The following is a 25,744-nucleotide window of genomic DNA, read 5'->3' as shown; positions in this document are numbered from 1 at the left end:
TAACAAAACATTTTGTGCATCCAGCGTTATGCAGTTGACAGGCCCTCGCCCGGTGCACTATCCACTGGAATAGAAGACCAGTGTACCAATTGCCCAATTTTCGGGGGCCAGCTCGGCAGGTGCCTTCAGGATTCGGGGCGGCATGGGGTGCCTTGCGCCGCCGCCCGCGATAAGAAGCATGAAGCATCCGGCCGGAGCGTGAGCGGACCGGAGCAGGGCATCGGATCCGGTCGGGCAATCAATCCATTCCGCTGGCCGCAGCGCTCCGTCGCTGCGGAAGCCGGCGGGAACACCATCGAGGGGGAACCATGAGTGCTATGCCCAAGGGGAAATCGCAGGTCGGCGGGGGCGCCGCTCCGCCCATGTCCCCCCTCCGCGTGGTCATTGCCGACGCAAACTTCCTGCCCCACCGCGCCTTGATGGAGGCGCAGCTTCCCGCAGGTACCGTCGTGTCCTGGCATCCCGCCTTCGACGAGGCGGCAATCGCCGCCGACCTGCCGGGCGCCGACGTCTTCGTCGGTCCGCGCTTCACCGCTGCGATGGGGGCCGCCGCCGACAGCCTGCGGCTGGTCCATGTCGGCGGTGCCGGCTATGACGGCATCGATGGCAAGGCGCTGCCCGATGGCGTGCTGTGCGCCAACACGTTCTGCCACGAATCCTCGATTGCCGAATATGTGGCGGCGACCAGCGTCGTCATGCGCCGCCAGCTTTTGCAGCAGGACCGCGAACTGCGCCGGGGGCACTGGGATTCCTCCGTCTACGAATCGCAGCGCTCTCAATTGGGGTCGTTGGCCGGTGCCACCGTCGGCATCGTCGGGTACGGTCACATCGGATCGCATGTCTGGCGGCTGATGCGGGCGTTCGGCGCCTCCGGCGTCGCCGTCACCTCACGGCCCGCCAGGGCCGAAGGGGAGGGGTTGAACTGGGTCGCCGGCACCGACGGTCTCGACCGCCTGCTCGCGGAAAGCGATATCGTCGTGCTGTGCCTGCCGCTGTTGCCGGAGACGCGCCACCTCATCGGCAAGGCACAGCTTGCGGCGATGAAGCCCGATGCCCTGCTGGTCAATGTCAGCCGCGGCCCGCTGGTCGATCCCGAGGCGCTTTACGACGCATTGAAGGAACGCCGCATCGGCGGTGCCGTCATCGACGTGTGGTACCAGTACCCGACCGGCGGCGCCCATGCCCAGCCGGCGGCGCTGCCCTTCGACACGCTCGACAACATTCTGATGACGCCGCACATCTCCGGCGTCACCACCCAGACCTTCCAGGGCCGCGTGCGCGATGTCGCCGCGAACATCGCCCGGCTGGCGGCGGGAGAGCCGCTGCGCAATCCGGTCAGCCCCCGCTGAACGCCGGCTGACACCGTCGCGGGCTTGCCCGGCGGCAAGCCCGGACGCGCCTATCCGCTGGCGCCATACCGGCCGGTTTGTCCATCGCCGGCACCCTCACGATCGCGCCCCTCATCGCGCGGCTCCTCATCGCGCGGTTCAGGCCGCGCACGCCCATTGCTCCACCGCTGCGGTGGTTGATGAAGGAAGCAGGACATGTCTCAGATATCCAGCTCCATCGCGGAAACCGAACGGATCGCCCAGGCAGACGCTCCCGCCGACGTGCCTGCCGACGCCAGGAATGTGCGCCGCGCCGCGCTGGCGGGCCTCATCGGCACGATGCTCGAGAATTACGATTTCGTGATCTACGGCACCGCGTCGGCCCTGATCTTCAGCAAGCTGTTCTTCCCGACGATCTCCCCGGCGGCCGGCATCATCGCCGCCTTCGGCGCCTATGCGATCGGTTTCCTCGCACGGCCGCTCGGCGGCCTCTTCTTCTCGCATTACGGCGAGAAGTTCGGCCGCAAATGGGTGCTGGTCACCACCCTGTTCCTGATGGGCGGGGCGACCTTCGCCATCGGCTGCCTGCCGACCTATGAGACGGCGGGCGTCTGGGCGCCGCTGCTGCTGGTGCTCTGCCGCTTCTTCCAGGGCTTCGGCGCGGGCGCCGAGCAGTCGGGCGGCGCCACGCTGCTGACCGAAACGGCCCCGCTGGGCCAGCGCGGACGGCTGTCGTCGCTGATCATGGTGGGCGCCGCCTTCGGCACCGCATTGGGAGCCATCGCCTGGATCGGCGCACAGCAGCTTCCCAACGAAGCGCTGATGAGCTGGGGCTGGCGCGCGATCTTCTGGAGCAGCATCGTCGTCACCGTCGCCGCCTTCGTCATCCGGCTGAAGCTCGCCGAAAGCCCGGTGTTCCTCGAACTCAAGAAGAAGGTGGACGTCAAGAACCAGGCTCCGCTCCGCGTCGTCGCGAAGCATGGCAAGAAGAACGTCATCAAGGTCATCCTGATGAACTGGGGCGTGTCCACCCAGTCCTACACCTATCAGGTCTTCATGATCTCCTACCTGATCAATGTGGTGGGGGTCGACACGCACTTCGTTCCGCCGGTCCAGCTTGCCGCCGCCATCGCCGCGTCCTTCGCCGCCTTCCTGACGGGCAGCCTGTCCGACCGTTTCGGACGCCGGCGGATGACGCTGGTGCTGACCGGGATCCTCGTCGTCACGCCGTTCCTGGTCTTCCCCGGCCTCAACACCGGCTCGCCGGTCCTGATCACCGCCATCATCGTGTTCGGCTACATGGTCGCCGCCCAGGGCGTGACCGGCGTGCACATGAGCTTCTTCCCCGAGATCTTCGGCAGCCGCTACCGCTATGCCGGCGTGACCCTGGGGCGGGAGTTCTCGTCGATCATCGGCGGCGGCATCGCCCCGCTGCTGTGCGCCTCGCTGCTTGCCTGGTACGGCAATTCCTGGGTTCCGGTCGCGATCTACATGGCCGTCACCATGCTGGTGTCGTTCCTGGCCACCTACTCGCTGCCCGAAACCCTCGACCGTGACCTGAACACGCCGACGGATGCCGAATGGGGCGAAGCCCGGTCTTCCGCCGGCCGCGCCTGAACCCTGCGACAGCCGGTGCGGGGGCGCGATCCGGGGTTGCGCCCCCCGCACCCGTGAAAAACTGCCCATGAGAGAGAAGGGGCGACAGCCATGACCACCGAGCATCGTGACAAGCCCCTCCGCGTCGTCGGCGCCTATGCCGCCCAGCCGGATGAGGCTCATGAGCGCAGGGCGTTTCTGGAGGAGGTTCTCTCTCTTCCCGGTGTCGACGGCCTGGAGATTTCCTGGGGCGCGCCCGGCTGGGAGCAGGATGCCCCGCTTCTGGCCGATGCGCTTGGGTCCGATAGGCCCGGCAATCGGGGAGGGCATGTGCTGACCCTGATCGGGGCTGCGGCAACGATGGCCGCCAGGGCTCCGTCCGTCGGCTTGGCCTCCCCCGATCCCGGCGGGCGTGAGCGGGCGGTCCAACTGGTCGCGTCGGCCCGCGAGGCCGCCCTGGATTACCTGGCGCGCGGACAGCGCATCGTCGCCGTCGAGCTTCATTCGTTTCCGACGCTGGCGCAGGCCGATGCCGGGCTGGGTGGAGAGGCATTGGAGCGGTCGCTGTGCGAGATTCTGGCGTGGGACTGGGGTGGCATCGCCGTCGTCCTCGAACATTGCGATGCCCGCACCGCGACCTTGCCCTGGCAGAAGGGCCTGCTTCCCCTCGACATCGAGATCCAGGCCGTGGCCGCTGCTGCGGCAAGGTCGCCGACACCCACGGGAATGGCGGTGAACTGGGGCCGCTCGGCAATCGAGGAGCGGGACGCGACGGCGCCCGAACGGCATGTGCATCGCCTGCGCTCCGCCGGCTTGCTGCGCGGAGTGATGTTCTCCGGCGCGACGGATCGCGATGGCGCTTACGGCATGGCCTGGAGCGACGTGCATCCGCCGCTCCGCGAGCAGATGCCCGACTCTGTCATGGACCGGTCCAAGGTGGCGGCGACGCTCGAAGCCGCCGGCAGCGGCCTGCTCTATGACGGCGTCAAGGTCGCGGTGCGGCCGCCGCAAACCACGGTGAAGGATCGCATCGCCGCAATCCGCGGCACGCTCGCCGCCCTCGATGGCACGTCGCCCTTACCGCTCGACCCTCGGGCTCGTTGATCGCTATAGTCGGCCGGCGAACAGAGCCCAGGATCGTGAATGCAAGCCCGCCAGTTGGAAGTCTTCTGCATGCTGATGCGCTGTGGAACGGTGACCGGGGCGGCGGGGATGCTGAACATTTCCCAACCGGCCTTGAGCCAGATCCTGCTGCATGCCGAAGATCAGCTGGGGTTCAAGCTGTTCGACCGGGTGCGCGGGCGTCTGGTGCCGACCCAGGAGGCCAACGAGCTTTATCCGGAGGCCGAGCGGATCTTCTCGGAACTGGGGGCGTTGCGCCGGCGAACGGTCGACATGCGTCACGGCCGCACCGGTCTGGTCCGTCTCGCCGCCTCCGCTCCGCCCTCCATGTCCATCGTGCCCAAGGCGTTGACGGCATTCCGCGAGGCGCACCCCGACATCGTCGTGCGGTCCCTGGTCGCGCCGATCGCCAACATCCGCGACATGCTGCGCAGCGGCGACGTTCTGCTGGGGGTGGCGATGGACGACATGCCCCATCACGACATCGACGTCGAAACCGTTGGGCATGCCGAACTGGTCTGCCTGATGCCCGAGGGGCACCGGCTGGCCGGACGGGCCGAACTGGGCTTCGCCGATCTGGCGGAGGAGACGCTGATCTCCTACCGCGTCGACACGCTGCCCGGCCGGCTGCTGGCCGGAACGCTGGAGGCCGAGGGCGGTGTCTATGCCCCGGCGGTGGAAATCGACCTGTCGATCACCGCGCTGCCCTTCGTGCGCGAAGGGATCGGTGTGGCGGTGGTGGACGGGCTGCTGCCCTGGACCCAGTTTTCCGGTCTCGTCCAGCGGCCGTTCAGGCCGAGGATCCGCATGCCCATCGCCATCCTGACCAGCAAGGAGCGCCCGCTGTCCGGCAGCCACGCCCTGATGCGCGACTGCATTCGCAAGGCCGCCCGCGCCCTTGAGCCGAACGGCTCCTGAAGCGCTTGGCCGGGCGGCCCTGCTGCCGGTCAGAAATCGGCGACCTTGCCGGCGGAAAAGCCGGCGAAACGGTCGGGGTGATAGGGCTTGGGATCGACGATCGGCGCCTGATCGGTGATGAGGTCGGCGATCAGGTGTCCGGCGCCGGGGCCGATGCCGAAGCCATGGCCGCTGAAGCCGGCGGCCAGGATCAGGCCGGGCAGGCTGCCGACCTCGCCGATGGCCGGAACGCCGTCGGGCGTGCTGTCGATGTAGCCGGCCCAGGCGGCGGTGATCGGCGCGCCCTTCAGGCCGGGCAGCAGCGCCGTTGCCCGCTCGTGGGTGAGGCGGATGGTGCTGCGGTCCGGGCTGGGGTCCAGAACCCGCACCCGCTCCATCGGCGTCGGGCGGTCGAGCCGCCAGCGCCGCAGCGTCTCGTGGCCGGAGCGCATCCCCTCCGTCCCGCCGGGCATCAGGCTGCGCCAGCGCCGGGCGAACATCGGCATGAATTGCGGCGCGAAGCGGATTTGCTGGAGCGTCGGGTCGACGCGCCCGCGTCCGCTGATGGCCAGCGTGTGCCCGCCGTCGCCGCGCCGGGTGATCGACACGGCGGCGGTGTGCAGGGCGTCCGGCAGGCCGGACGGGCTGGGACCGACCGACAGGATCGACGAGCGGATCGAGGCCAGCGGGAACCGCACGCCCATCTGATGGCAGAAGGAGGACGCCCAGGCTCCACCCGCCAGAACCGCCAGCGTCGTGCGGATCGTTCCCTTCTCGGTCACGACGCCGCAGACCCGTCCGCCGGCGGTTTCCAGCCCGCGCGCGGCGCAGCCCTGATGCACCGTGCCGCCCAGCGTCATGATCGCCTTTGCCACCGCGGGTGCCGCGCGGGCCGGATCGGCGATGCCGTCCGACGGTGAGAAGACGCCGCCCTTCCAGGGCTTTCCGGTCGCCCGGCCGCGCTCGGCGGCTTCGGCGGCGGACAGCATGTGGGTGGTGACGCCGACCGTCCGGGCGAAATCGCGCCAGCGCGCCCAGCCCGCCAGTTCCCCGTCGTCGTTGCTGAGATAGAGCAGGCCGCAGCGGGAGAAACCGGTGTCCTCGCCGCTCTCCGCGGCGAAACGCTCCCACAAATCCAGGCTTTTGGTCGCCATCGGCAGTTCGCGCGCGTCGCGGTTCTGCTGCCGGCACCAGCCCCAGTTGCGGCTGGACTGCTCCGCCCCGACCTGTCCCTTTTCCACCAGCGCCACCGACAGCCCGCGCCGGGCCAGGAAATAGGCCGCCCAGACACCGACGATGCCGCCGCCGATCACGACGGCATCCGCCTGTTCGGGCAGGCTCGGGGAGGACGGGATGGTTTGCAATGGGGCGGGCATGGCGCGGGTCTCCGATTTCGGCGTGACACCATCTAGCCATGGCGCGCGAATCGGCGGGCGCTGCTTTGGGCGACTGAACGGCATTATCTTCTGTCGATGACGGATAGCCCGATGCTTTGTTCTGCCGAAAGAAAGCCACTCGGCCGTCGACAGGCGGGCTGCGCGTGTTAAGCTGCCCCGGCATGCCCGGCAGAATTATCTGCTGCCGTTATATCGGCTCTCCCGCCCTCGAACCGGATGGGTTCCCCATGAAGCTGGACCGCATCGACATCAAGATTCTGCATCAGCTCCAGAAGAACGGCCGGATCACCAACGTCGAGTTGGCCGAACTGGTGAATCTGTCGCCCAGCCCCTGCCTGATGCGGGTCAAGAAGCTCCAGGCGGAAGGCTACATCGAAGGCTACACGGCGCAGATCAATGTCAGCAAACTGGGCCAGACCCTGACCGTCTTCACCGAGGTGACGCTGAAGAACCACCGGCAGGTCGATTTCGCCCGCTTCCTGGCCGCCGTCAAGAAGATCGAACAGCTTCTGGAATGCCATCTGGTCTCCGGCGGCTACGACTACATGCTGAAGTTCGTCACCTCCGGCATCGGCGAATATCAGGAGATCATGGAAAAGCTGACCGACATGGACATCGGCATCGACAAATACTTCAGCTATGTCGTGCTGAAGTCGCCGATCGTGCGCGCCCACATGCCGCTGACGACGCTGTTTCAGTTGTGACTCTGCGCGGCACCGAACCGCGAGGCGCCGAGCCGCGCGGGAATTAGCACAGAGGGGGTTCCAGCCGGTTCCCGCCGCGGGCGGTGCCCGTCTCGATCCCGGCGATCTGCGCGATCCGCTCGGCAAGGAAATCGACCAGCAGCCGGACACGCGCGATGCCCGCACGTTCCGGCACGATCAGCATGCTGAGCGGCACGGGAGGCGGCGCGTAATCCGGCAGCACCCGCGTAAGCCGTCCGGCCGCGAGAAGGTCCTCGACAAGCCAAAGATGTGTGGGAGCGATGCCGCGGCCGGCCACGAGCGCCTCGCGCGCGGCGAGCCCATGATCCGTCTGCAGCCGTCCGCCGAAGGGCAGTGCGTGGCGCTCCCCCCGCCCTTCGAGAACGAGAAGGTCGCTCCCGGCGATGTTCGACATCCGGATGCCTTCGTGCGTGCCCAGATCCCGCGCCAGCTCCCGCGGATGCGTCGGCACCCCGCTGACCGCGAGATACTGGGGCGCCGCCACCAGCAGGCGCCTCGATTGGCCCAACGGCTTCAGCTTCAACGAGCTGTCGCTGAGCGGTCCGAGACGAAGCGCAATGTCGACGCCGTCGCGGACGAGATCGATTCGCTCGTCGCTGAGGCTGAGGTCGATTGCGATGTCCGGGTACAGATCCTGGAACGCGAAGATCAGACGGCTGACATGCAGGACACCGAGCGCGGCCGTACAGGAGATGCGGATCGTGCCGGCCGGCGCGCCGCGGGTGCTGCGCGCCTCCTCGCTCGCCAGATCCACCAGCCGCAGGATCTGCACGCACTGTGCGTGGAACCGGCTGCCCTCGTCCGTCACCGTCACCCGCCGCGTCGTCCGGCTCAGCAACGGCACGCCCACGGCCGTCTCCAGTTCCCGCAGATGGCGCGTCACCGTCGACTGGCCGACACCCAGTTCGCGGGCGACCGCCGACAGGCTTCCCCGTTCGGCCACGCGGACGAAGGTGCGCATACGCTCAAGCGTGACATCCAATTTATCCGCTTTCCGGCATAATCATATCCATTCCCACCATATACCGGATCGTTGCTCCCCATGATACCTGCTCAACGGTTGCATCACTCAGCCGGAGCCGGCCATGAAAATCCTCATTGTCTTCGCCCACCCCGAACCGCACTCGCTCAGTGCATCGCTGCGCGACGTCGCCATCCAGGACCTGGAAGCACAGGGCCATGAGGTGGGGCTGTCCAACCTGTACGACATGGGTTGGAAATCGGAGATCGACCGGGACGACTTCCCGACGCTTCCGGCCGGGGACCGGCTGAAGGTGCCCGGCTCGTCGCGCAGCGCCTTCGATGCCGCGGCGCTGACCGCGGATGTCAGGACCGAGATCGACAAGCTGCGTTGGGCGGACACGCTGATCCTTCAGTTTCCGCTCTGGTGGTTCTCGATGCCGGCGATCCTCAAGGGCTGGGTCGACCGGGTCTATGCCAACGGCTTCGCCTATGGCGTCGGCGAGCACAGCGATCGGCGCTGGGGCGACCGCTATGGCGAAGGAGCCTTGGCCGGCAAGCGCGCCATGCTGATCGTAACCGCAGGCGGTTGGGAGGACCATTATTCGCCGCGTGGGATCAACGGGCCGATGGACGACCTGCTTTTCCCGATCAACCACGGCATCCTCCACTATCCGGGCTACGAGGTGCTTCCGCCGTTCGTGGTCTATCGTGCCGACCGCCTGGACGAGGCCGGCTTCGAGTTGGTCGCGGAGCGGCTGCGCGGGCGGCTGCGGACGCTCGCGACGACACCGCCACTCCCCTTCCGGCGTCAGAACGGCGGCGATTATCTGATCCCGTCCATGCAGCTCCGGCCGGGCCTCGAGGCTCCGGGCGCTGCCGGTTTCGCGCTCCACCTTACGCACGGCGATCCGGGCAAGATCGATTGAGGTAAGGGCGCAAGGCTGCCACGGGCGGCGCAGGAATCGCGATACCCCGAATTTCTCGGGCCTACCTCCACGAGGGTGTGGTTTGTCCGGCACGCCCGCAACTACGCTGGAGACGCACCGATGCACGGTTCAGAACCCGAAATGAAACGGAGATGAGCCTTGGAGCAGCTGCGAAGATCCTGAATTGCCGGTGCCCACCTGCGGCCGATTTGCCCCGGATCCCTAGCCTGTTCCATGTCCATCCGGCCGATGGCGCCGTGCTGCAATCGACGCCCCAAGAACACGGGCCCAGAACCCGTGCGACGACCAAAAGAGCGATACACTGGGAGGAATCATGAAAACCGGTCTGAACACCGCGCTTTTTCTGGCGGTTGCATGCCTGACGATGCCCGCCGGAGCCCAGGACTACCCGCAGCCGCCCGGCAACCTCGAGAAGTTGCAGCAATTCAAGACCACCGGCGACGTGACCGAAATCCCGGTCGTTCCGCAATCCGGTCCGAAGGCGGCGGCGATCACCAAGACCCTGTCGCGGATCAAGCTGCCGCAGGGCTTCAAGATCGCGCTCTATGCCATCGTGCCCGACGCCCGTCACATGGCCGTCGGGCCGCAGGGCGTGGCTGTCTTCGTCGGAACGCGCAAGACCAAGGTCTACGCGGTCACCGATCGGGACAAGGACCGCGTCGCCGACGAAGTGAAGGTCTTCGCGCCGACGATCAATTTCTCGGTGCCGAACGGGGTCTGCTTCTCGAAGGACGGATTCCTGTTCGTCGTGGAGCAGAACCGGGTGCTCACCTTTCCCGCCGCCGAGTTCTTCTATGAGGGCGCCGACGTCGCCGCCTTCCAGGTGGCCAAGGGCGGCGAACTCATTCCGAAGGAGGAGGAAAGCTACAACCACACCGCCCGCGTGTGCCGGGTGGGCCCGGACGACAAGCTCTACATCGCGCTCGGGCAGCCCTTCAACGTGCCGGCATCCGACAAGCTCGACCTCTACAGGAAATGGGGCATCGGCGGCATCGTCCGCATGGACCGCGACGGGAAAAACCGCGAAGTCTATGCCTGGGGGGTGCGCAATTCCGTCGGCATGGACTTCAACCCCAAGGACAAGGCGCTCTGGTTCACGGACAACCAGGTGGACGGCATGGGCGACGATGTCCCGCCGGGCGAGTTGAACCGGGCGGAAAAGCCGGGCCTGAACTTCGGCTTCCCTTATTATGGGGGCGGCAAGATCCGTACCGTCGAATACAAGGATCAGCAGGCGCCGGCAGACGCGGTGTCGCCGCAGGTCGAATACGATGCGCATGCGGCCGATCTCGGCATGACCTTCTACAGCGGCACCCAGTTCCCGGCGAAGTACCGCGGCGGCATCTTCGCCGCCGAACACGGGTCGTGGAACCGCACCAAGCCCATCGGGGCGCGGATCATGTTCACCTCCCTCAAGCCGGACGGCACCGCGGACAAGACCGAGGTCTTCGCCGAAGGCTGGCTCACCTCGGACGGCGAATATCTGGGGCGGCCGGTCGACGTGGCGGTGATGGCCGACGGCTCGCTGCTGGTGTCTGACGATTTCGCAGGAGCCGTCTACCGGATCTCCTATGGGCAATGAGGGGCGGGGCGGACAGCAGGCCGATTGCCCCAAACCGGATCGGGCCGGATCGGGGCGGCCGGGAGGATGAGGATGCGATACCGGTGGAGCGTGCCGATCCTGCTGGGACTGGCCGTCTATGCGGCCGGCGCCCATGCCGGAGATCCAGGGGCGGGAAGAAAGAAGGCCATCCAGTGCCAGACCTGCCACGGGCTGGACGGGCTCTCCAGGATTCCGGAAGCGCCCAATCTGGCCGGGCAACCGGAAATCTACCTCCGGAAAGCGCTCACCGATTACAAGACGGGGGCCCGCAGGAACGAGATGATGTCGGTGGTCGCCCCGTCGCTGAGCGAGGCGGACATCGACGATCTCGCCTCCTATTTCAGTTCCATCCGGATCGAGGTCACGCCGCCGTAGCGCCGCAGGACCGGTGCGGGAGCTGACGGAGCCCTCTCGAGATCAGGGGGACCGGTCGATGACCCCGCTCAGGTGAATGGCGAGTTCAACCGAGAAGCGGCGATCCGGGCTTTCGACATCGATGCCGAACAGCTCTTCGATGCGTGTCAGCCGATAGCGCAGGGTGGTGACGTGCACGCCGAGCTGGTCGGAGCAGGCCTTGGTGCGGCACCCCGTCTTCAGATAGGCGGAAAGCGTCTCCAGATAGGGCGTCCCATGCTGACGGTCGTATTCGATGAGGGCGCCGATGCTGTCGGCGACGTAACCGCGCACCTCGTGGGTGTTGGCGGCGGCCAGCAGCATGGGCAGCGGGCCGAACTGCCGGGCATCGAGGACGCCGGGGCGGCCGAACTCCTCGGCGATCCGGATCATCCGCCAGGACCGGTCCCACGCCTCCGCATAGTCCGGCGGGGCCATGCAGCGGCTCGTCAGCACGACGAACGGCTCGGCATGCAGGATGTCGGCGACGGACCGTGCGATCTGCGCCATCAGCCGCTTGACCGGTCCATGGCTCCGCTCGTCGACGGCGGGAATGAGGCAGACCAGACCGGCCGGAACGGTGACGAGCGTGCCGGCGATCCCGTGCAGCGACAGGAGCCGCTGGATCGGGAGCTGGAGATCGGCCGCCGCGCTCACTGCCCGCGGACTGCGGCCGGGCAGCCCGACCAGGATCATCTGGGTCGGCAGATCGAGGTTGAGGCCGAGCCGCAGCGCGCGCTGTCCGATGTCCAGCGGATCCCGCCATCGCCGCTCCACCAGTTCCAGGAACAGCTCGGTCAATGTCCGGTTCTCGTAGCGGAAGCGGATGACGTTGCGCAGCATCTGGATGCCGAGGGCGTGCTTGATGCCGTCGAGCAGGAGCTGATCGGCCTGGCCGTAAGGCTGCGGTCCCGGAAAGATCATCAGCACGCCGACCACCTCGCCGTCGGCGGTCAGTGGGTCGATGCGCGGCGCCGTGCGGATGCGTTTGCCGTTGACCTCCCAGAACAGGGTCGCCCCGGTGGCGGCGGGCCCGGTGGCGGCGGGATGGTCGATGGCATCGCGCGCCGCCTTCATGATCGAGGGGCCGAGGTCGGTCGCGACCGCCGCCTGCCAGTCGGCGTCGCCGATGTCGCTGCCGCAGGGCGCCCGGTCGGCGGTGACGAGGTTGGCGGTGAAGTCGACGATGACGATGGAGTAGGGCAGCAGATCGCGGATGCGGGGCAGAAGGGTGGCCATCGCCCCGTCCTCCAGCGCTTGGCGCAGCAGCGAGGTGTTCACCTCCAGCGCCCGTTGCAGGCGTTCGGCGGCCAGCGTCTCGGCGCGCAGCCGGTGCTGGCGCTCCACCGCGATCTCGCCGAGCTGGACGATCATGCCGATGAAGGCCAGATCCTCCTCGCTCACCTCGATGATGTCGCGGGACACGACGCTCAGCACCAGCGGCCGGCCGCTGTCGTCGGTGCAGTTCATCGGCATGACCAGCACGCTGTGGTAGTCGCGCTCGAAGGCCTCCCGGCGATAGCCGGGGAACTCCTCCGATACCCGGGCGTCGGGGATGAAGATCGGCTCGTTCCGCCGCAGGGCGACCAGGGACGGGCTGGTCGCCAGCTCCCAGCGGTCGGGCAGCGGGCGCTGGATCAGCGTCGGGTCGTGGCGGACGACGACCAGGGCGTAGCCATGCTCGACATCGACCGCCATGATCGACCCCATCGACCAGTTGGCATGGCGGCAGGCGGCCAGGACCAGGCGCTGAAGCACCGTCGCCAGATCCCCGCCCGAATTGATCAGGCTCGCCACCACGCGCAGCGACTGGATGCGCGACGTCTCGACCACTGTTCCTCCGGCGAAGGGATGGGCCCAGGCCCGGTTTCGACCGACTCTAACCCGATGACGGCACTCGGAAAAAGCGGAACGTCAGCGCCCTTCCGGCGGCCCGGCATCCGGTGGCCCGATGTCAGAGGACTCAACAGTCGTCCGGGGGCCGGAGAGTGCCGCTCCGGTCAGGCTGTCCGGCGGCAGCGGGCGGAAGGCCGGCGGGCCGGGCGCCCGATCCCGCTCCCGCACGGCGCGGCGGATCAGGACGAAGGCGGCCAGCGCGGTGCAGCCGGCGGCGGCGTAGACGAACAATCCCGACGGGCCGAGCCTGTCCATCAGCAGGGCGCCAGGCACCGGACCGACCATCGCCCCGGCGGCCCAGACCACCAGCAGGCCGCTGACCGTGGGGACGATGCGGCCCGGCGGCACCACGTCGCAGGCGTGGGCGACGCACAGGGCGTAGATGCACAGGACCTGGCTGCCCCACAGCGCGAACCCCGCCCACACCAGCCAGGCCGGGCTGCCGGCCGGCAGCAGCGCCAGCCCGGCGGACAGGACGGCGCCGGTCACGGCCACGGCGGCGATCACGACGCGGCGGTCCCGCCGGTCCGACAGCGCGCCGAGCGGCCATTGGGCGAGAAGGCTGCCGCCCTGGAGGGCGACGAGCAGGGCGGCGGCGGCCGGTTCCGACAGGCCGATGCGCAAGCCATACAGCGGGGCGAACGCGATCATCGTGCCGGTCACCACACCGACCGCGAAGCAACCGACCAGGGCCGACGGCGCCAGCCTGAACAGCCCGCTGAGGTCGAGCGAGACGGCGGTCGGCAGGGCCGGGCGGACCGGCCGGGTGACGGCGACCGGCAGGACCGACAGCAGGATCAGCAGGATCAGCAGCCGGAAGGGCTGGTCGCCGCCGGGGTCGAGCAGGAGGGGGCCGGCCATCAGCGCCAGCTTGGTGGTGACCATGTAGACCGCCAGGATCCGCCCGCGGTTGCCGTCCTGCGCTCCGGCGCCGATCCACCCCTCGATCACCGTGAACAGCCCGGCGAAGCCGACGCCGGTCAGCGCGCGCAGCAGGACCCAGCCGACGCTGCCGCCGGCCAGCGGCAGGGCGAGCGCGAGGATCGCCATCAGCGCCGCCAGCCCGGCATAGGCGCGGACGAAGCCGAGCCGGCGGACGACCCTCGGCGCCGCCAGACAGCCGGCGGCGAAGCCGACGCCGTAGGCGGACGCCACCATGCCGATGTCGGCCGCCGACAGGCCCTGCGCCTGCATGCGCAGCGGCAGCAGGGCCTGGAGCAGACCGTTGCCGGCCTGCATCAGGACGGCGGCGGCCATCACCGGCAGCAGCGGCGGCATCATCAATAGCCGCGCCCCCGCTCGACCCGGTTGGCCAGCGGCCGCCCGTCGCGGAAGGCCGCCAGGGTCGCCGCCACCTGTTCCACCGCCTGCGCCGGGTGGGTGGCGGCGGCGCTGTGGGGGGAGACGCGGATGCGCGGATGCCGCCAGAAGGGATGGCCGGCCGGCAGCGGTTCCTCGCTGAACACGTCCAGGCTGGCGCCGCCCAGCCGGCCGCAATCGAGGGCGTCGAGCAGGTCCGCCTCGACCAGATGGTCGCCGCGCCCGGCATTGACCAGCACGGCCCCGGCCGGCAGGCGGGCGAACAGGCGCCGGTTCAGGATGCCGCGGGTGTCGGCGGTCAGCGGCAACAGGCAGACCAGCTGGTCGCACCGTGGCAGCATCGCCTCCAGCCCGTCGGGGCCGGCGAAGCACTCCACGCCGTCCAGCCGCTTTGGCGACCGGCTCCAGCCGAGGACGCGGTATCCCAGAGCCTCCAGCACGACGGCGGCGGCACGTCCCAGCTCCCCCAGCCCGAGCAGCCCGATCGTGACCTCGCGGGCCGGCCGGTAGGGCAGCCACCGCCAGACCCCCGCCGCCTGCGCGGCGTCGAACTCGTCGGAATGGCGATGCCAGCGCAGCACTTGCAGGGCGACGAAGCCGGCCATGTCGTCGCTCAGGCTGTCCGCCACCATGCGGACGAGCGGCACGTCGGGAAGCGACGGGTCGGCCAGCAGCGTCTCGACCCCGGCGCCGAGCGACATCACCAGCCGCAGGTTGGCCAGTCCGGCGAAGATGCCGGGCGGCGGTTGCCACACCAGCGCCATGTCGATGTCGTCCGGGTCGCCGATTTCCGGCCAGACCCGCAGCGTCACGTCGGGAAGGCGGCGGTGCAGGGCCTCCCGCCACAGGTCGGCATTGTCGATGCCTGAACAGAACAGCAGCGTCATCGGGCTGCGTTGCAGCGGCATGTCGGTAAAGCCTCGATCCGTTCGAAAAGCCGGGCGTGGGCGGGAGCGGGCGCGCTGGAGCCTCAACGGGCGCCGGCCTTTTCCGCTTCCATCTCCTCCATGTCGAGGAAGCGGTCGCCGATGCGCGGATGGGCGCGGCTGCCGTCCGATGCGCCGATGGCGACCAGCAGCTCGTCGGCGCCGGGGGAGTCGGGAACCTGGAAATTGGCGGTCAGGAAATGCGCCCGCTTGCCGGTCTCCGTCTTGTGGATCATCGGCAGAGCGAGCAGGGCGCCGGGGGCGTTGCGGGTGTTGGTGAAGCTGAGGAAGGTGGTTCCCTGCGCCGCTTCGCGGAACATGTTGCCGAAGCGCAGCGTGTGGATCAGGGCGGAGGCGTGCTCGATCTCGCCGTTGACGCCGACCGACGCGGCCTTGCCATAGGCCTCGATGCGCGCGGCCGGCATCAGGGCGACCAGACGCCGCGTCATCTCGGCCCCCAGCACCGGGGCCACCCGCAGGATCTCCGGCCGTAAATTCTCGACGAAACCCTGGCCGGCCCAGGGGTTGCGCAGCACGGCGGCGACGACGACCGATGTGATCGGCCGTTCGGCCGGCTTGCCGCCCTCGACGATGGTCTCCTCGATGAAGGTGGAGATCTTGCGCAGTCCGATGTCCATCATGTCCTGTCCGATTCTCTGATGTCCGGTCCCGGAGCCGGCCGGACCGGGGGCCGGCGGCTTCGGGGGGTGGAAACTGGGGAGCGTTGGATGTCGGGTCAGCTCGCCGCCCTGGCGCTGGCGACCCACTGCTCGAAGGTCGGCTTGTTGGCGGCGAGCCACTCCTGGGCGAGCGCGCGGATATGGCTTTCGCTGGCGCCCTTCTCGCTGATGCTGCGTTCCCACCCGGCCCAGGTCTGCAGCGGGAAGCCGATGGTCTCGACGAGCGCCTTCACCGCCGGGTTGGCGGCGATGAAGTCCCGGTTGGCGACGGTGTTCCAGTTCCAGGAGGCCATGGCCATCCGGCAGGGGTCGGCGCCGCCGGCGCAGCCCGACACGCCGCTGACCAGGGCCGTGCCCTTGTTGGGCACCGACGGGGGCAGGGCGTCGAACGGGGTGGGCAGCCAGACCACGTCCTTGCCGGGGACCAGCGTGTTGGTGACCCAGGACGGGCTCCAGGCATAGAAGAAGGCGGGCTCGCCGCGGCGGACGCGGGCGACCGCCTCCACCATCAGCGGCTCGTACTTGCCGCGCACCGAGGTCACCGTGTCCTTCAGGCCGAACTTGTCGAGCTGGAAGTCGACCACGTCGCCGCAGCTCCAGCCGGGATCGCAGTTGACCAGATCCGCCTTGCCGCCCTTGCCGAACAGCGCGGCGATCTTCGGGTCCTTCATCTGCTCCAGCGAGGTGATGTGGTGGGCGTCGGCCGTCTTCTTGTCGATCAGGTAGCCGTTGACCCCGCCCTCCCTGATCAGGCCGCCGCCGACGATGGTCGCCTGCTGCTCCACCTTGCGGAAGGCGGGCTCGCGCTGCGGGAAGTTGATGTCGGTGGCGATGTCGAGGTCGCCCTGCGCCGCCGCCTGGAAGAACAGGGTGGTGCTCAGCGTGCTGAGCTTGACCGAATAGCCGAGTTCCTTGAAGGCGGCGGTGACGATCTGGGCGGTGACGTAGTTGGCGCCGAGGCTGTCCGACTGGGCGTAGCGGATGGTCTTGCCCTTGCCGGGCTGGTCGGCGGCCAGCGACGGCTGGACGCAGGCCGCGGCGAGGAAGGCGGTGACGGAGAGGGACTTGGCGACCGACTTTGTGAAGAAGGGCATGGCGGTTTCCTCGAACGGGGTCGGGACGGGATTCGGGTGGAGCGGGGCTTGCGGTTTGGGGCCAGGGAGCGGACCGGGGGGGATCACTGGTCCGGACTGGAGATCGCCGGCTTGGAGGTGGCCGGACGGCTGGAGCGGACGAGGGCGCGCAGGCTGCGGAGAAGCGGGCGTCCGCCGGGGCCGCCGGGCTGGGCCATCTTCTGGGTGATGCGGTCGAGCATCATCGCCAGCAGGACGATGGCGATGCCGCCCACCGCGGCGCGGCCGACGTCGAGCCGCCCGAGGCCCTGGAGCACCACCAGCCCGAGACCTTCCGCCCCGATCATGGCGACGACGACCGACATCACCATCGCGGTCAGCACCGTCTGGTTCAGGCCGCCGAGGATGGTCGGCACGGCCAGCGGAAGCTGGACCTCCCACAGCAGCTGCCGCCTGGTGGCGCCGAAGGCGAGGCCGGCCTCGACCATCTCGGTCTCGACCATGCGGATGCCGAGGTTGGTGAAGCGGATCAGCGGCGGGGCCGCCGCCGTCACCACCGCCACTTCGCCCGGCACCGTGCCGACGCCGAACAGCATCACCACCGGCACCAGATACACGAAGGTCGGCGTGGTCTGCATGATGTCGAGGATCGGGCGGACGACGCCCCACATCCGGTCGCTGCGGGCGCAGCCGATGCCGATGGGGATGCCGACGGCCGCGCAGATGACGATGGCGGTGGTGATCAGCGACAGGGTGGTCATCGCCTCCGACCAGACGCCCAGCGCGGCGATGGCGACCAGGGCGACGGCGCTGAAGCAGGCGACCCCCAGGCCGGCCAGCCGCCAGGCCAGCAGCACCGCCACCGCCACGATGGCGAGGAAGGGGATTTCCTGGAGCAGGAAGATGTTGAGGTTCAGGACATACTCGACCGGCCATTTGATGGCGAGGAAGAGCGGGCGAAGGTTCAGCGCGATCCACGCGACGCCGTCCTGGATCCAGGCGTCGACCGGGAAGACGTTGAGGTCGTTTGCGTCAAGCATGCAGGCCTCCCGCTGGGTGAGGAGGGGCGGCGGCGATGCCCGCCAGGATGCGGTCGGCGGCGAGCGTGCCGGTCAGCCGGCCGTCCTCGTCGACCACCGCCATCGGCCGTCCGGCCCGGTGGGCGCGGGCGGCGTCGAGAAGGCTGTCGCACTCGCGCACCGTGACGAAGTCCTTGCGCAGGGCGCCCAAGCCGCCAGTCGCGAGGCCGCCGGTCCCGAGCCCGGCGGTGTCGCGCAGGCCCCGAAGCGTGTCGGCGTCGAGCGCGCCGACGACATGGCCGCCGTCGTCGAGCACGAGCCCGCCGCCGTCGCCCGTCTCGGCGAGACACAGGCCGGCGGCCAGCGGGACGGGCTGCACCGGGGTCATCGCCCAGCGGGCGTCGAACAGGCGCGAGCGGTCGACCTCGCGGGTGAAGGCGGCGACGTAGTCGCTGCCCGGCTCCAGCACGATGGACTGCGGCGTGCCTTCGCGGACCAGCTCGCCGTCGGCCATGATGGCGATCCGCGTGCCGAGCTTCAGCGCCTCCTGGAAATCGTGGGTGATGAACAGGATGGTCTTCTTCAGCGTGCGCTGGAGGCGCAGCAGTTCGTCCTGCATCTCGGTGCGGATCAGCGGGTCGAGCGCGCTGAACGCCTCGTCCATGATCAGCACGTCGGCATCGGTGGCGAGCGCGCGGGCGAGCCCGACCCGCTGGCGCATGCCGCCGCTCAGCTCGTGGGGGTAGTGGTTGCCCCAGCGCGCCAGCCCGACGATCGACAGAACCTCCTCCGCCCGGCGCCGCCGGGCCTGGGGGGAGACCCCCTGGAGCTTCAGGCCGAACTCGGTGTTCTCGGCGACGGTGCGGTTGGGCAGCAGGGCGAAATGCTGGAACACCATGGAGATGCGCTTGCGACGGATGTCGCGCAGCTCCGCCTCGCCGGCGGCGACGATGTCGCGGCCGTCCAGCAGGATGCGGCCGGCGCTCGGTTCGTTCAACCGGTTGATGCAGCGCGCCAGGGTGGATTTGCCCGATCCCGACAGCCCCATCACCATATAGATGGCACCGCTCGGAACCGACAATGAAACGTCGTTCAACCCTACAACCATTCCGGTTTTTGCCAGAACTTCAGCTTTTTTTGCACCTGCGGCCAACATCCGCAGGGCTGGATCGGGAGATTTGGAGAAAACTTTATAGAGATTCTCTACCCTCAGTCGTTCTGTCACAACCGTCTCCCATCGTTGTGTTCGGTGGGCTTTCCCTGTCTTTAAGATTTTTACTTGTGCCCATTAGGAAGACTTGCGCGTCTTCCTGTCTTCCTGCGAAACATAGGAAAAGCAGCCCTATCGTTCCTGCGAAACGGAGCATGACGCTGCCAGTTCGTCATTTCAGGGGCGAGAAGGCGGTCGGCAGCAGGATGCGGTTTTCCGCCGTCTCGATCAGCGCCGCCAGCTTCGGGATGAAGGCCTGCCAGCGCGGATCATCGGAAAGCTGCTGACGGCGGGCGGTGCGGTCCTCGAAATCGGCATAGCCCCACATGTGGACGACATGGTTGAGCGGGCCGATCTCGCTGACGAAGTAGCCGATCAGATTGCCGAGGATCGGCTGCTGGATCGCCAGCCCCTCGCTCTGCACCAGCGCCAGATACTCGCGCAGTTTGCCCGAACGGATGCGGTAGATGCGTTCCTCGACGATCATGGCGTGCCTCCCGTGCCGTCCCCGGCGATCTCCTGGCGGATTTTGCGGGCGATGCGGAAGCACTCGACGCCGGTGGGAATGCCGCAATAGACCGCGATCTGGATCAGCGCCGCCTGCAACTCGGCATCGGAGAGGCCGTTGCGGATGGCGCCGCGCAGGTGCAGCTCGAACTCGTGCATGCGGCCCAGCGCCGCGATCATGCCGAGGTTGAGCAGGCTGCGCTGGCGGCGGTCGAGCGCGTCGTCGGCCCAGCACTGCCCCCAGCAATATTCGTTGACCATCTGCTGGAAGGGCCGGGAGAAATCGTCGGCCGCCGCCATCGCGCGGTCGACATAGGCGTCGCCGAGCACGTCGCGCCGGACGCGTTCGCCCGCCCGTTGCAGGGGTTCATCCATGGCTTGCGCCCTCCTTCGGCTGCTCGGCGGACGTCAGGAAGCGTCCCATCAGCCCCGCCACCGCGTCCGGCGCCTCGATCAGGATCGAATGGCGCAGGCCGGGGAGGATGTGCAGAGCCGAACCGGGGATGCTGTCGTGCATGGTGCGCGCCATGCGCGGGTTGGAGCCGATGTCCTCCTCCCCGGTCGCGATCAGGGTCGGGCAGCGGATCTGGTCGAGGAAACCGCCGAAATCGGTTTCCGCCAGGACGCGGTAGGCGGCGGCGTAGCAGTCGGGGTCGTTCCCGGCGTTGCGTTCGCGCAGGCCCCGGATCAGTTCCGGGTTCCGTTCCTGGAAGTCCTCGGTCAGCCAGCGCGACAGCGAGGCGTCGTAGTGCGAGCCCGGCTGTCCGGCCTGCAGGGCCGCCAGACGGTCGAGCACCCGCCGGCGCTCCTCCGGATTGCGGCCGGCGACGGTGGACAGCAGAACCAGCCGCTTGACGCGCTCCGGATGGGTCAGGGTCAGGCGCTGGGCGATCAACCCGCCCAGCGAGAATCCCGCCAGGTTGAAGCGGCCGAAGCCGGCATGGTCGGCCAGCGCCAGCGTCTCGCCGACGAAATCGTCGATCTCGTAGCGGCCCTTGATCCGGGTGGAGCCGCCATGGCCGCGCAGGTCGAAGGTCAGGATGGTGAAGCGGTCGGCGAGCCGCTCGACCACACCGCTCCAGGCCTCCAGATACGAGCCGACGCCGTGGATGCAGACCAGAGGCTCCGGCCCCCGGCCGTCGAGCCGGTAGTTCAGCGTCACCGGCCCGACCGTGAAGTGACGGGAGTCGGCCATGGTCAGCGCCCCGCCGCAGCCAGGAGCGGCGCCGCCGCGGCAAGGTGGCGCTCTTCCTCGAACCGGCGGTCGCGTTCGCGCGCGGCGAAGACCGGCAGCACCTCGCGGGTGAACAGGTCGAGCGTCTTGCGCTGGAGTTCGACCGGCAGGTTGAAGGACAGGCCGAGCGAGAACTGGTCGACGCCGGCCGCCTCGTAGTCCAGCAGCTTTTCGATCACCTCGTCCGGCGTGCCGAACATCAGGTTCTTCAGGACGTTCTCCGGCTTATAGTTGTCGCGGCCGGCGACGCTTTCGTAGGACACCGCGGTCGGGAAGCCGTTGGTCACCGTCCCGATGTTCTGGAACAGGTTCTCGAAACTGCGGCCATAGTCGATGCTGTGCCGCACCGCCAGTTCGGCCTCCTCCGGCCGTTCGTAGCAGCAGGTGCGGCGCTGCATCATGAAGCGCGGGCGCGGCACCTCCGGATGGTCGGCCACCGCCTTGCGGAACTTCTCGCCCAGCACGGCGATCTCGGCCGCCGGGGCGGCCAGCGGCGTCGACAGGATGCTGGCGCCGATGCCGACGGCCCAGTCGAAGGTGCCGGGATCGCGGGCCGCCACCCAGATGCGCGGGTGCGGCGCCTGCAACGGCTTGGGCACCGAGGTCGCCAGCGGGAACTTCCAGTAATGGCCGTCATGGGCGTAATCGCCGGCCCACAGCTTCTGCACCGCCGGCACCAGCTCCTTCATGTAGGCGACGCCCTCCTGCTGGGGCATGCCGCCGGCCATGCGGTCGAACTCGTACTGGTAGGCGCCGCGGGCGATGCCGAACTCCAGCCGGCCGCCGGTCAGATGGTCGCACAGCGCCGCTTCGCCGGCCAGCCGGATCGGGCTCCAGTAGGGGGCGACGATGGTGGCGGTGCCGAGCCGGATGCGCTCGGTGTGCTGGCCGAGCCAGGTCAGGATGGTGAAGGGGTTGGGGGAGATCGTGCACTCGATGGTGTGGTGCTCGGCGGTCCACAGGGTCTCGAAACCGCCCTGGTCGGCCATCTTCACCAGCTCCAGCATGGTGCCGGTCACGTCGCTCATCGGCGTGTCGGGTGAAAAGCGCTCCATGGAAAGCGCGACGGCGAACTTCATGTCCTTGTCCTTTTCTCGGGGGGAGGAGAAGCCCGGTCGGGGCGGATCAGCGCAGCCGGATGACGAAGGGGTCCTGCATGGCGCCGGAGTAATCGATGACGACGTTCTTCGACCGCGAGAACTCGCGCATCACGTCGAAGCCGCCGCGCCGGCCGTAGCCGCTCTGCTTGAAGCCGCCGTTCGACGACATGTAGGCGGCGGCGCGGTAGGTGTTGATCCAGACGGTGCCGGCGTCGATCCGGGTGGCGAAGCGCATGGCGCGGTCGATGTCGCTGGTCCAGATGCCCGACGCGAGGCCATAGCGGGTGTCGTTCGCCATGGCGATCATCTCGTCCTCCGAGGCGAAGGGCACCACGCCGACGACCGGGCCGAAGATCTCGTCCTGCATGAAGCCCATGTCGTTGCGCGCGTCGGCCAGCACCGTCGGCTCGAAGTACCAGCCCTTCTCCAGCCCCGCCGCCTGGGGCCGCCGTCCGCCGGCGGCCAGCCGGGCGCCGTCTCGCTGGCCCGAGGCGACATAGTCCTCGACCTTGGCGAGCTGCGCCGACAGGGCGAGCGGGCCGATGTCGGTGGTCTCCTCCATCGGGTGGTTGACGGTGATGCGCCCGGTGCGGGCGACCAGCGCCTCGACGAAGCGGTCGTAGATGGCGGCCTCGACGAAGCAGCGCGACCCGGCGACGCAGGTCTGCCCGGCTGCGGCGAAGACCCCGGCGACCACGCCGTTCACCGCCCGCTCGATGTCCACGTCGCCGAACACCACGTGGGGCGACTTGCCGCCCAGCTCCATCTGACAGGGCACGAGGTTGGCGGCGGCGGTGGCGGCGATGCGGCTGCCGGTCTGGGTGCTGCCGGTGAAGACGATCTTGGCGATGCCGGGGTGGCGGGTCAGTGCCTCGCCGGCGGTGGCGCCGCCGCCGGTCACCACATTGACGACGCCGTCCGGGAAACCGGCCTCGGTGACCAGCTCGGCCAGCGCCAGGGTGGAGGCGGTGGCGTGTTCCGACGGCTTGATCACCACCGTGTTGCCGATGGCGAGGCAGGGCGCCAGCGTGCCGGTCAGCAGCATCAGCGGCGAGTTCCACGGCGTGATCATGCCGACGACGCCCAGCGGTTCGCGCAGGTTGAAGTTCAGCATGTCCAGCTTGTTCACCGGGATGGTGTCGCCTTGCAGCTTGTCGGCCATTCCGGCGAAATAGACGTAGCTGTCGGGGATTGCGCGCATCTGGGCGCGCATCTCCTTGATCAGCTTGCCATTGTCGCGGGTCTCCATCAGCGCCAGTTCCTCGGCGTTGGCGAGGATCAGCTCGGCCAGACGGCGCACCAGCTTGCCGCGGTCGCTCTGGGTCATCCGCCGCCAGGCCGGATCGATGAAGGCGGCCCGCGCCGCGGCGACGGCGGCATCGACGTCCTCAGCACCGGCGTCGGCCAGCTCGTACCAGGGCTCGGCGGTGGTGGGGTCGTAGCTCGGGATGTAGCGGCCGCTTTTCGGTTCGACGAACCGTCCGCCGATATAGAGGGCGCGGCGGGTGCCTTCGAGCGACCTGCAGGTGGTGTGCATCGCGGTCTCGTATTTTTGTGAAGGGGCGGCGAGGGATCAGCCGTTTTCGGCGAGGGCGCCGGGCCAGGGAGAGGGGCGGCCGTCGACCATCGCCAGCCGCCCGCCGTCGCTTGAGTCGATGTAGATGCCGAAGCGGTCCGCTTGCCGTTCCCGGACATAGCGGCGCAGCATCGCCCGGGTCTCGCGCGTCGCCATCGCCTCGAAGGGCAGGGCGTCGAGCGCGAAGACGCGGAGGCCGGGCGGCAGGACCGTGGTGGCCGCATCGGCCGCGAGGCGGGTGCGATAGACCAGACAGCCGGCGTCCTGCCCGGCGACGTCGAAGACCGAATAAAGGAAGCTGTCGTCCGGCCGCAGCGGCAGCGTGCTGCCGTCCGCCAGGGGCAGTGCCCGTTCGGCCTTGCGGCTGCGCCCGCCCGGCAGGCGCCAGCCGCCCGTTCCGTCGGATTGCAGCAGGATGCCGTCGTCCGCTTCGACGAGGTAGCCGACCTGCATGCCGTGCGGCATCTCCCCACCGGCGTTCGGGGCTTCGTGCACCGTCGCGTACCGGCCCTGGCAGAAGCCGAGCGGGGCTGTCCGGCCTGCCGTCACACCGGCGGTCCCGCCTGGGCTTCCGCCGGGGCCGAAGGCCTGCACGCGGCCGATGAGAACCAGATGGTCGCCGGCCATCACGCGGTCATGCACCGTACAATCGAACCAGGTGAGGCAATCGGTCAGGACCGGCGCGCCGGTGTGTTTCGGGCCGAAGCCGGTCGACTGGAATTTCTCGGGCGAACGGGAGGCGAAAAGGCCGGAGACGTCGGCCTGTCCCGCGTGCAGCAGATTCACGGCGAAGGATGGTGTGTTGCAGAATATCGGAAAGCTGAACGATCGGTTTCCGATACAGACAAGGACCAGCGGCGGATCGAGCGAAACGGATGTGAAGGAATTGGCCGTTATCCCACGGGGATTTCCGTCTTCGTCGAGCACGGTGACGACCGTAACTCCGGTCGGGAACATGCCGAAGGCGTTTCGAAGGTCTCTTTGATTGATGGGCGATGGGTCATTCGAAGAGAATGTCACGTCAGCCTCCCTTCCATTACGAAGACGAGGCTACCCTGGGCGGATACCGCCATCTTCCTCCTCTACAGAGGAATGTGCGACATTTTGTCCCATCGATTCCAAGGAATGGGCCCTGCCGAGGCGGTGACGATGGCTGGCGGACAGGGGTTATGGGCAGATGGAAATGCGGCTGGGGCGGGGCAGATTTCCTGCCCCGCCCCAGCTCAGGCCAACGTCCGACTTCAATCCACGCGCAGCCGCCGGCCCGATCAGTTGGATGCTGCGCAGAGCTTCTCGCGGGAGGTCTGCTTCGCAGCCTCGGCGGAGAAGCCGTAGGGCTCGATGATCTTGGCGAACTCGCCGGACGCCTTCATTTCGGCCAGCACCTTGTCGAAGGCATCGCGCAACGCGGTGTCCTGCTTGCGGAAGGCGGCGCCGTCGCAATAGACCGGGGCGCCCTTGACCGGGGCGACCACCTCGATGTTCGGGTCGTTGGCCTTGCCGACCAGATCGTGGATCGACAGGACCGGCAGCGAATAGACGTCGATGCGGCCGTCCTGCAGCATCTTCAGGCCGCTCTGCGGGTCGGGCACCACGATCACGCGGTCGCGCGGCACGCCGGCCTGCAACGCCAGCTTCTCCTCGGTGCCGCCGCCGGGAGCGCCGATTTTGGCGTTCGGATTCTTGGCGATGTCCTCGTAGGAGGTCAGCTTCAGCGGGTTGCCCTTCTTCAAAGCGAAGGATTCGGCGTCGCAGAGGATCGGCTCGGAATAGGCGACGGCCTTGCAGCGCTCCGGCTTCATGAACAGGCCGGCGGTGACGGCGTCGAAGCGGCGGGCCTGCAAGCCGGGAATCATCGCGCCGTATTCGGAGATCGAGGCGACGACGTCGTTGATCCCCAGCTTCTTCATCACCGCGCGCGCAACGTCTGGGGCGGCACCCGACACGGTGCCGTCCGGCTTGACGGCGGTGTAGGGCGGTTCGTTGGCGATGCCGATGCGGGCGAATCCCTGTTCGCGCAGCGTCTCCAGCGTTTCGGCGGCAAAGGCCGGCGCGGCGAGCGTGAGGAGTGCCGCGGCGATGCCGAAGCCTTTGGCGATCTTGAGGTGTTTCATGTCGGCCGTCCCTTTTTCGTGACTTGGTGAGTGCCCGGCCGGCGCTCCCGTCGGCGCGCCGGCCCCTGTTTGGTCGGTGTGGTTACCGTTCTTGCAACTTGCCCGCCTTCTGCCGAGG

24 protein-coding genes are annotated in these 25,744 nt (G+C 68.4%); 8 read left to right on the top strand and 16 right to left on the bottom strand.

Annotated elements, in window-relative coordinates:
- Positions 1–362: 362 nt before the first annotated feature.
- From ABNQ40_RS32935 to ABNQ40_RS32920, 4 genes are all read left to right on the top strand, one after another.
- Positions 363–1,349 carry a 2-hydroxyacid dehydrogenase gene (locus ABNQ40_RS32935; protein WP_199235342.1) on the top strand — a complete coding sequence of 329 codons (987 nt, stop codon included), beginning with the start codon at positions 363–365 and terminating at the stop codon, positions 1,347–1,349.
- A 195-nt stretch (positions 1,350–1,544) separates the two neighbouring features.
- Positions 1,545–2,945: an MFS transporter gene (locus ABNQ40_RS32930; RefSeq protein WP_109050198.1), complete on the top strand. Its 1,401-nt coding sequence runs from the start codon at positions 1,545–1,547 to the stop codon at positions 2,943–2,945.
- 90 nt (positions 2,946–3,035) lie between these two features.
- Positions 3,036–4,028: a DUF4862 family protein gene (locus ABNQ40_RS32925; RefSeq protein ID WP_109050199.1), complete on the top strand. Its 993-nt coding sequence runs from the start codon at positions 3,036–3,038 to the stop codon at positions 4,026–4,028.
- 39 nt (positions 4,029–4,067) lie between these two features.
- Positions 4,068–4,964: a LysR family transcriptional regulator gene (locus ABNQ40_RS32920; protein ID WP_109050200.1), complete on the top strand. Its 897-nt coding sequence runs from the start codon at positions 4,068–4,070 to the stop codon at positions 4,962–4,964.
- 29 nt (positions 4,965–4,993) lie between these two features.
- Here ABNQ40_RS32920 and ABNQ40_RS32915 read toward each other — a convergent pair whose 3' ends face one another.
- On the bottom strand, positions 4,994–6,319 hold the full coding sequence (locus ABNQ40_RS32915) for an FAD-binding oxidoreductase (RefSeq protein WP_109050201.1): 1,326 nt from the start codon (positions 6,317–6,319) through the stop codon (positions 4,994–4,996).
- A 248-nt stretch (positions 6,320–6,567) separates the two neighbouring features.
- Between ABNQ40_RS32915 and ABNQ40_RS32910 the strand changes: the two genes are divergently transcribed.
- Complete coding sequence (locus tag ABNQ40_RS32910) at positions 6,568–7,044, top strand: Lrp/AsnC family transcriptional regulator (RefSeq protein ID WP_109050202.1); 477 nt, start codon at positions 6,568–6,570, stop codon at positions 7,042–7,044.
- A gap of 43 nt (positions 7,045–7,087) precedes the next feature.
- Here the strand turns inward: ABNQ40_RS32910 and ABNQ40_RS32905 are convergent, their stop codons facing one another.
- Complete coding sequence (locus tag ABNQ40_RS32905) at positions 7,088–8,026, bottom strand: LysR family transcriptional regulator (protein WP_109050203.1); 939 nt, start codon at positions 8,024–8,026, stop codon at positions 7,088–7,090.
- A 124-nt stretch (positions 8,027–8,150) separates the two neighbouring features.
- Here ABNQ40_RS32905 and ABNQ40_RS32900 point away from each other — a divergent pair, with 124 nt between their 5' ends.
- The 3 genes from ABNQ40_RS32900 to ABNQ40_RS32890 all read left to right on the top strand — a co-directional run bounded on the left by ABNQ40_RS32900 (position 8,151) and on the right by ABNQ40_RS32890 (position 10,953).
- Positions 8,151–8,954 (top strand): NAD(P)H-dependent oxidoreductase, encoded by an 804-nt coding sequence (locus tag ABNQ40_RS32900; protein WP_109050204.1) that lies wholly within the window; start codon positions 8,151–8,153, stop codon positions 8,952–8,954.
- 385 nt (positions 8,955–9,339) lie between these two features.
- Positions 9,340–10,557, top strand: coding sequence for a PQQ-dependent sugar dehydrogenase (locus ABNQ40_RS32895; protein ID WP_391349434.1), 1,218 nt, complete (start codon positions 9,340–9,342; stop codon positions 10,555–10,557).
- Between the two features lie 72 nt (positions 10,558–10,629).
- Complete coding sequence (locus ABNQ40_RS32890) at positions 10,630–10,953, top strand: cytochrome c (protein WP_109050206.1); 324 nt, start codon at positions 10,630–10,632, stop codon at positions 10,951–10,953.
- Positions 10,954–10,995: 42 nt separating this feature from the next.
- Here the strand turns inward: ABNQ40_RS32890 and ABNQ40_RS32885 are convergent, their stop codons facing one another.
- The 14 genes from ABNQ40_RS32885 to ehuB all read right to left on the bottom strand — a co-directional run bounded on the left by ABNQ40_RS32885 (position 10,996) and on the right by ehuB (position 25,626).
- Positions 10,996–12,804, bottom strand: a complete 1,809-nt coding sequence (locus ABNQ40_RS32885) for a helix-turn-helix domain-containing protein (RefSeq protein WP_109050207.1) — start codon at positions 12,802–12,804, stop codon at positions 10,996–10,998.
- An 81-nt stretch (positions 12,805–12,885) separates the two neighbouring features.
- Complete coding sequence (locus ABNQ40_RS32880; RefSeq protein ID WP_109050208.1) at positions 12,886–14,148, bottom strand: MFS transporter; 1,263 nt, start codon at positions 14,146–14,148, stop codon at positions 12,886–12,888.
- Positions 14,148–15,095: a glyoxylate/hydroxypyruvate reductase A gene (locus tag ABNQ40_RS32875; RefSeq protein ID WP_247879829.1), complete on the bottom strand. Its 948-nt coding sequence runs from the start codon at positions 15,093–15,095 to the stop codon at positions 14,148–14,150. The genes ABNQ40_RS32880 and ABNQ40_RS32875 overlap by 1 nt, the downstream gene beginning before the upstream one ends.
- 62 nt (positions 15,096–15,157) lie before the next feature.
- Positions 15,158–15,751 carry an amino acid synthesis family protein gene (locus ABNQ40_RS32870; RefSeq protein ID WP_109490972.1) on the bottom strand — a complete coding sequence of 198 codons (594 nt, stop codon included), beginning with the start codon at positions 15,749–15,751 and terminating at the stop codon, positions 15,158–15,160.
- Between the two features lie 98 nt (positions 15,752–15,849).
- Positions 15,850–16,887: a glycine betaine/L-proline ABC transporter substrate-binding protein ProX gene (gene proX / locus ABNQ40_RS32865; protein ID WP_109050209.1), complete on the bottom strand. Its 1,038-nt coding sequence runs from the start codon at positions 16,885–16,887 to the stop codon at positions 15,850–15,852.
- 83 nt (positions 16,888–16,970) lie between these two features.
- Entirely contained in the window at positions 16,971–17,906 is a 936-nt protein-coding gene (locus ABNQ40_RS32860) for a proline/glycine betaine ABC transporter permease (protein ID WP_109050210.1), read from the bottom strand.
- Positions 17,899–19,110, bottom strand: a complete 1,212-nt coding sequence (locus ABNQ40_RS32855; protein ID WP_109050211.1) for a glycine betaine/L-proline ABC transporter ATP-binding protein — start codon at positions 19,108–19,110, stop codon at positions 17,899–17,901. The genes ABNQ40_RS32860 and ABNQ40_RS32855 overlap by 8 nt, the downstream gene beginning before the upstream one ends.
- A gap of 157 nt (positions 19,111–19,267) precedes the next feature.
- Positions 19,268–19,582: an NIPSNAP family protein gene (locus ABNQ40_RS32850; protein WP_109050212.1), complete on the bottom strand. Its 315-nt coding sequence runs from the start codon at positions 19,580–19,582 to the stop codon at positions 19,268–19,270.
- A complete protein-coding gene (locus ABNQ40_RS32845; protein WP_109050213.1) occupies positions 19,579–19,977 on the bottom strand; it encodes a carboxymuconolactone decarboxylase family protein in 399 nt (132 codons plus the stop codon). The genes ABNQ40_RS32850 and ABNQ40_RS32845 overlap by 4 nt, the downstream gene beginning before the upstream one ends.
- On the bottom strand, positions 19,970–20,797 hold the full coding sequence (locus ABNQ40_RS32840; RefSeq protein ID WP_109050214.1) for an alpha/beta fold hydrolase: 828 nt from the start codon (positions 20,795–20,797) through the stop codon (positions 19,970–19,972). The genes ABNQ40_RS32845 and ABNQ40_RS32840 overlap by 8 nt, the downstream gene beginning before the upstream one ends.
- Positions 20,798–20,799: 2 nt before the next feature.
- Positions 20,800–21,915 carry an LLM class flavin-dependent oxidoreductase gene (locus ABNQ40_RS32835; RefSeq protein ID WP_109050215.1) on the bottom strand — a complete coding sequence of 372 codons (1,116 nt, stop codon included), beginning with the start codon at positions 21,913–21,915 and terminating at the stop codon, positions 20,800–20,802.
- A gap of 46 nt (positions 21,916–21,961) precedes the next feature.
- Positions 21,962–23,473, bottom strand: coding sequence for an aldehyde dehydrogenase (locus tag ABNQ40_RS32830; protein WP_109050216.1), 1,512 nt, complete (start codon positions 23,471–23,473; stop codon positions 21,962–21,964).
- Between the two features lie 36 nt (positions 23,474–23,509).
- Positions 23,510–24,469: a flavin reductase family protein gene (locus tag ABNQ40_RS32825; protein ID WP_109050217.1), complete on the bottom strand. Its 960-nt coding sequence runs from the start codon at positions 24,467–24,469 to the stop codon at positions 23,510–23,512.
- 311 nt (positions 24,470–24,780) lie between these two features.
- Positions 24,781–25,626 carry an ectoine/hydroxyectoine ABC transporter substrate-binding protein EhuB gene (ehuB, locus tag ABNQ40_RS32820; RefSeq protein WP_109050218.1) on the bottom strand — a complete coding sequence of 282 codons (846 nt, stop codon included), beginning with the start codon at positions 25,624–25,626 and terminating at the stop codon, positions 24,781–24,783.
- Positions 25,627–25,744: the final 118 nt, after the last annotated feature.

Source organism: Azospirillum sp. A23 (assembly GCF_042938965.1).
GTDB classification, from domain to species: domain Bacteria; phylum Pseudomonadota; class Alphaproteobacteria; order Azospirillales; family Azospirillaceae; genus Azospirillum; species Azospirillum melinis.
Note: the sequence above shows the minus strand (reverse complement) of the source record. Positions and strands in the feature narration are given on the sequence as shown.

Excerpts from the sequence above, each read along its gene's own strand:
- ABNQ40_RS32935 (WP_199235342.1), top strand. The coding sequence starts at position 363 with ATGTCCCCCCTCCGCGTGGTCATTGCCGACGCAAACTTCCTGCCCCAC.
- ABNQ40_RS32930 (WP_109050198.1), top strand. The coding sequence starts at position 1,545 with ATGTCTCAGATATCCAGCTCCATCGCGGAAACCGAACGGATCGCCCAG.
- ABNQ40_RS32925 (WP_109050199.1), top strand. The coding sequence starts at position 3,036 with ATGACCACCGAGCATCGTGACAAGCCCCTCCGCGTCGTCGGCGCCTAT.
- ABNQ40_RS32920 (WP_109050200.1), top strand. The coding sequence starts at position 4,068 with ATGCAAGCCCGCCAGTTGGAAGTCTTCTGCATGCTGATGCGCTGTGGA.
- ABNQ40_RS32915 (WP_109050201.1), bottom strand. The coding sequence starts at position 6,319 with ATGCCCGCCCCATTGCAAACCATCCCGTCCTCCCCGAGCCTGCCCGAA.
- ABNQ40_RS32910 (WP_109050202.1), top strand. The coding sequence starts at position 6,568 with ATGAAGCTGGACCGCATCGACATCAAGATTCTGCATCAGCTCCAGAAG.
- ABNQ40_RS32905 (WP_109050203.1), bottom strand. The coding sequence starts at position 8,026 with ATGCGCACCTTCGTCCGCGTGGCCGAACGGGGAAGCCTGTCGGCGGTC.
- ABNQ40_RS32900 (WP_109050204.1), top strand. The coding sequence starts at position 8,151 with ATGAAAATCCTCATTGTCTTCGCCCACCCCGAACCGCACTCGCTCAGT.
- ABNQ40_RS32895 (WP_391349434.1), top strand. The coding sequence starts at position 9,340 with ATGCCCGCCGGAGCCCAGGACTACCCGCAGCCGCCCGGCAACCTCGAG.
- ABNQ40_RS32890 (WP_109050206.1), top strand. The coding sequence starts at position 10,630 with ATGCGATACCGGTGGAGCGTGCCGATCCTGCTGGGACTGGCCGTCTAT.
- ABNQ40_RS32880 (WP_109050208.1), bottom strand. The coding sequence starts at position 14,148 with ATGATGCCGCCGCTGCTGCCGGTGATGGCCGCCGCCGTCCTGATGCAG.
- ABNQ40_RS32875 (WP_247879829.1), bottom strand. The coding sequence starts at position 15,095 with ATGCCGCTGCAACGCAGCCCGATGACGCTGCTGTTCTGTTCAGGCATC.
- ABNQ40_RS32870 (WP_109490972.1), bottom strand. The coding sequence starts at position 15,751 with ATGGACATCGGACTGCGCAAGATCTCCACCTTCATCGAGGAGACCATC.
- proX (WP_109050209.1), bottom strand. The coding sequence starts at position 16,887 with ATGCCCTTCTTCACAAAGTCGGTCGCCAAGTCCCTCTCCGTCACCGCC.
- ABNQ40_RS32860 (WP_109050210.1), bottom strand. The coding sequence starts at position 17,906 with ATGCTTGACGCAAACGACCTCAACGTCTTCCCGGTCGACGCCTGGATC.
- ABNQ40_RS32850 (WP_109050212.1), bottom strand. The coding sequence starts at position 19,582 with ATGATCGTCGAGGAACGCATCTACCGCATCCGTTCGGGCAAACTGCGC.
- ABNQ40_RS32845 (WP_109050213.1), bottom strand. The coding sequence starts at position 19,977 with ATGGATGAACCCCTGCAACGGGCGGGCGAACGCGTCCGGCGCGACGTG.
- ABNQ40_RS32840 (WP_109050214.1), bottom strand. The coding sequence starts at position 20,797 with ATGGCCGACTCCCGTCACTTCACGGTCGGGCCGGTGACGCTGAACTAC.
- ABNQ40_RS32835 (WP_109050215.1), bottom strand. The coding sequence starts at position 21,915 with ATGAAGTTCGCCGTCGCGCTTTCCATGGAGCGCTTTTCACCCGACACG.
- ABNQ40_RS32830 (WP_109050216.1), bottom strand. The coding sequence starts at position 23,473 with ATGCACACCACCTGCAGGTCGCTCGAAGGCACCCGCCGCGCCCTCTAT.
- ABNQ40_RS32825 (WP_109050217.1), bottom strand. The coding sequence starts at position 24,469 with ATGTTCCCGACCGGAGTTACGGTCGTCACCGTGCTCGACGAAGACGGA.
- ehuB (WP_109050218.1), bottom strand. The coding sequence starts at position 25,626 with ATGAAACACCTCAAGATCGCCAAAGGCTTCGGCATCGCCGCGGCACTC.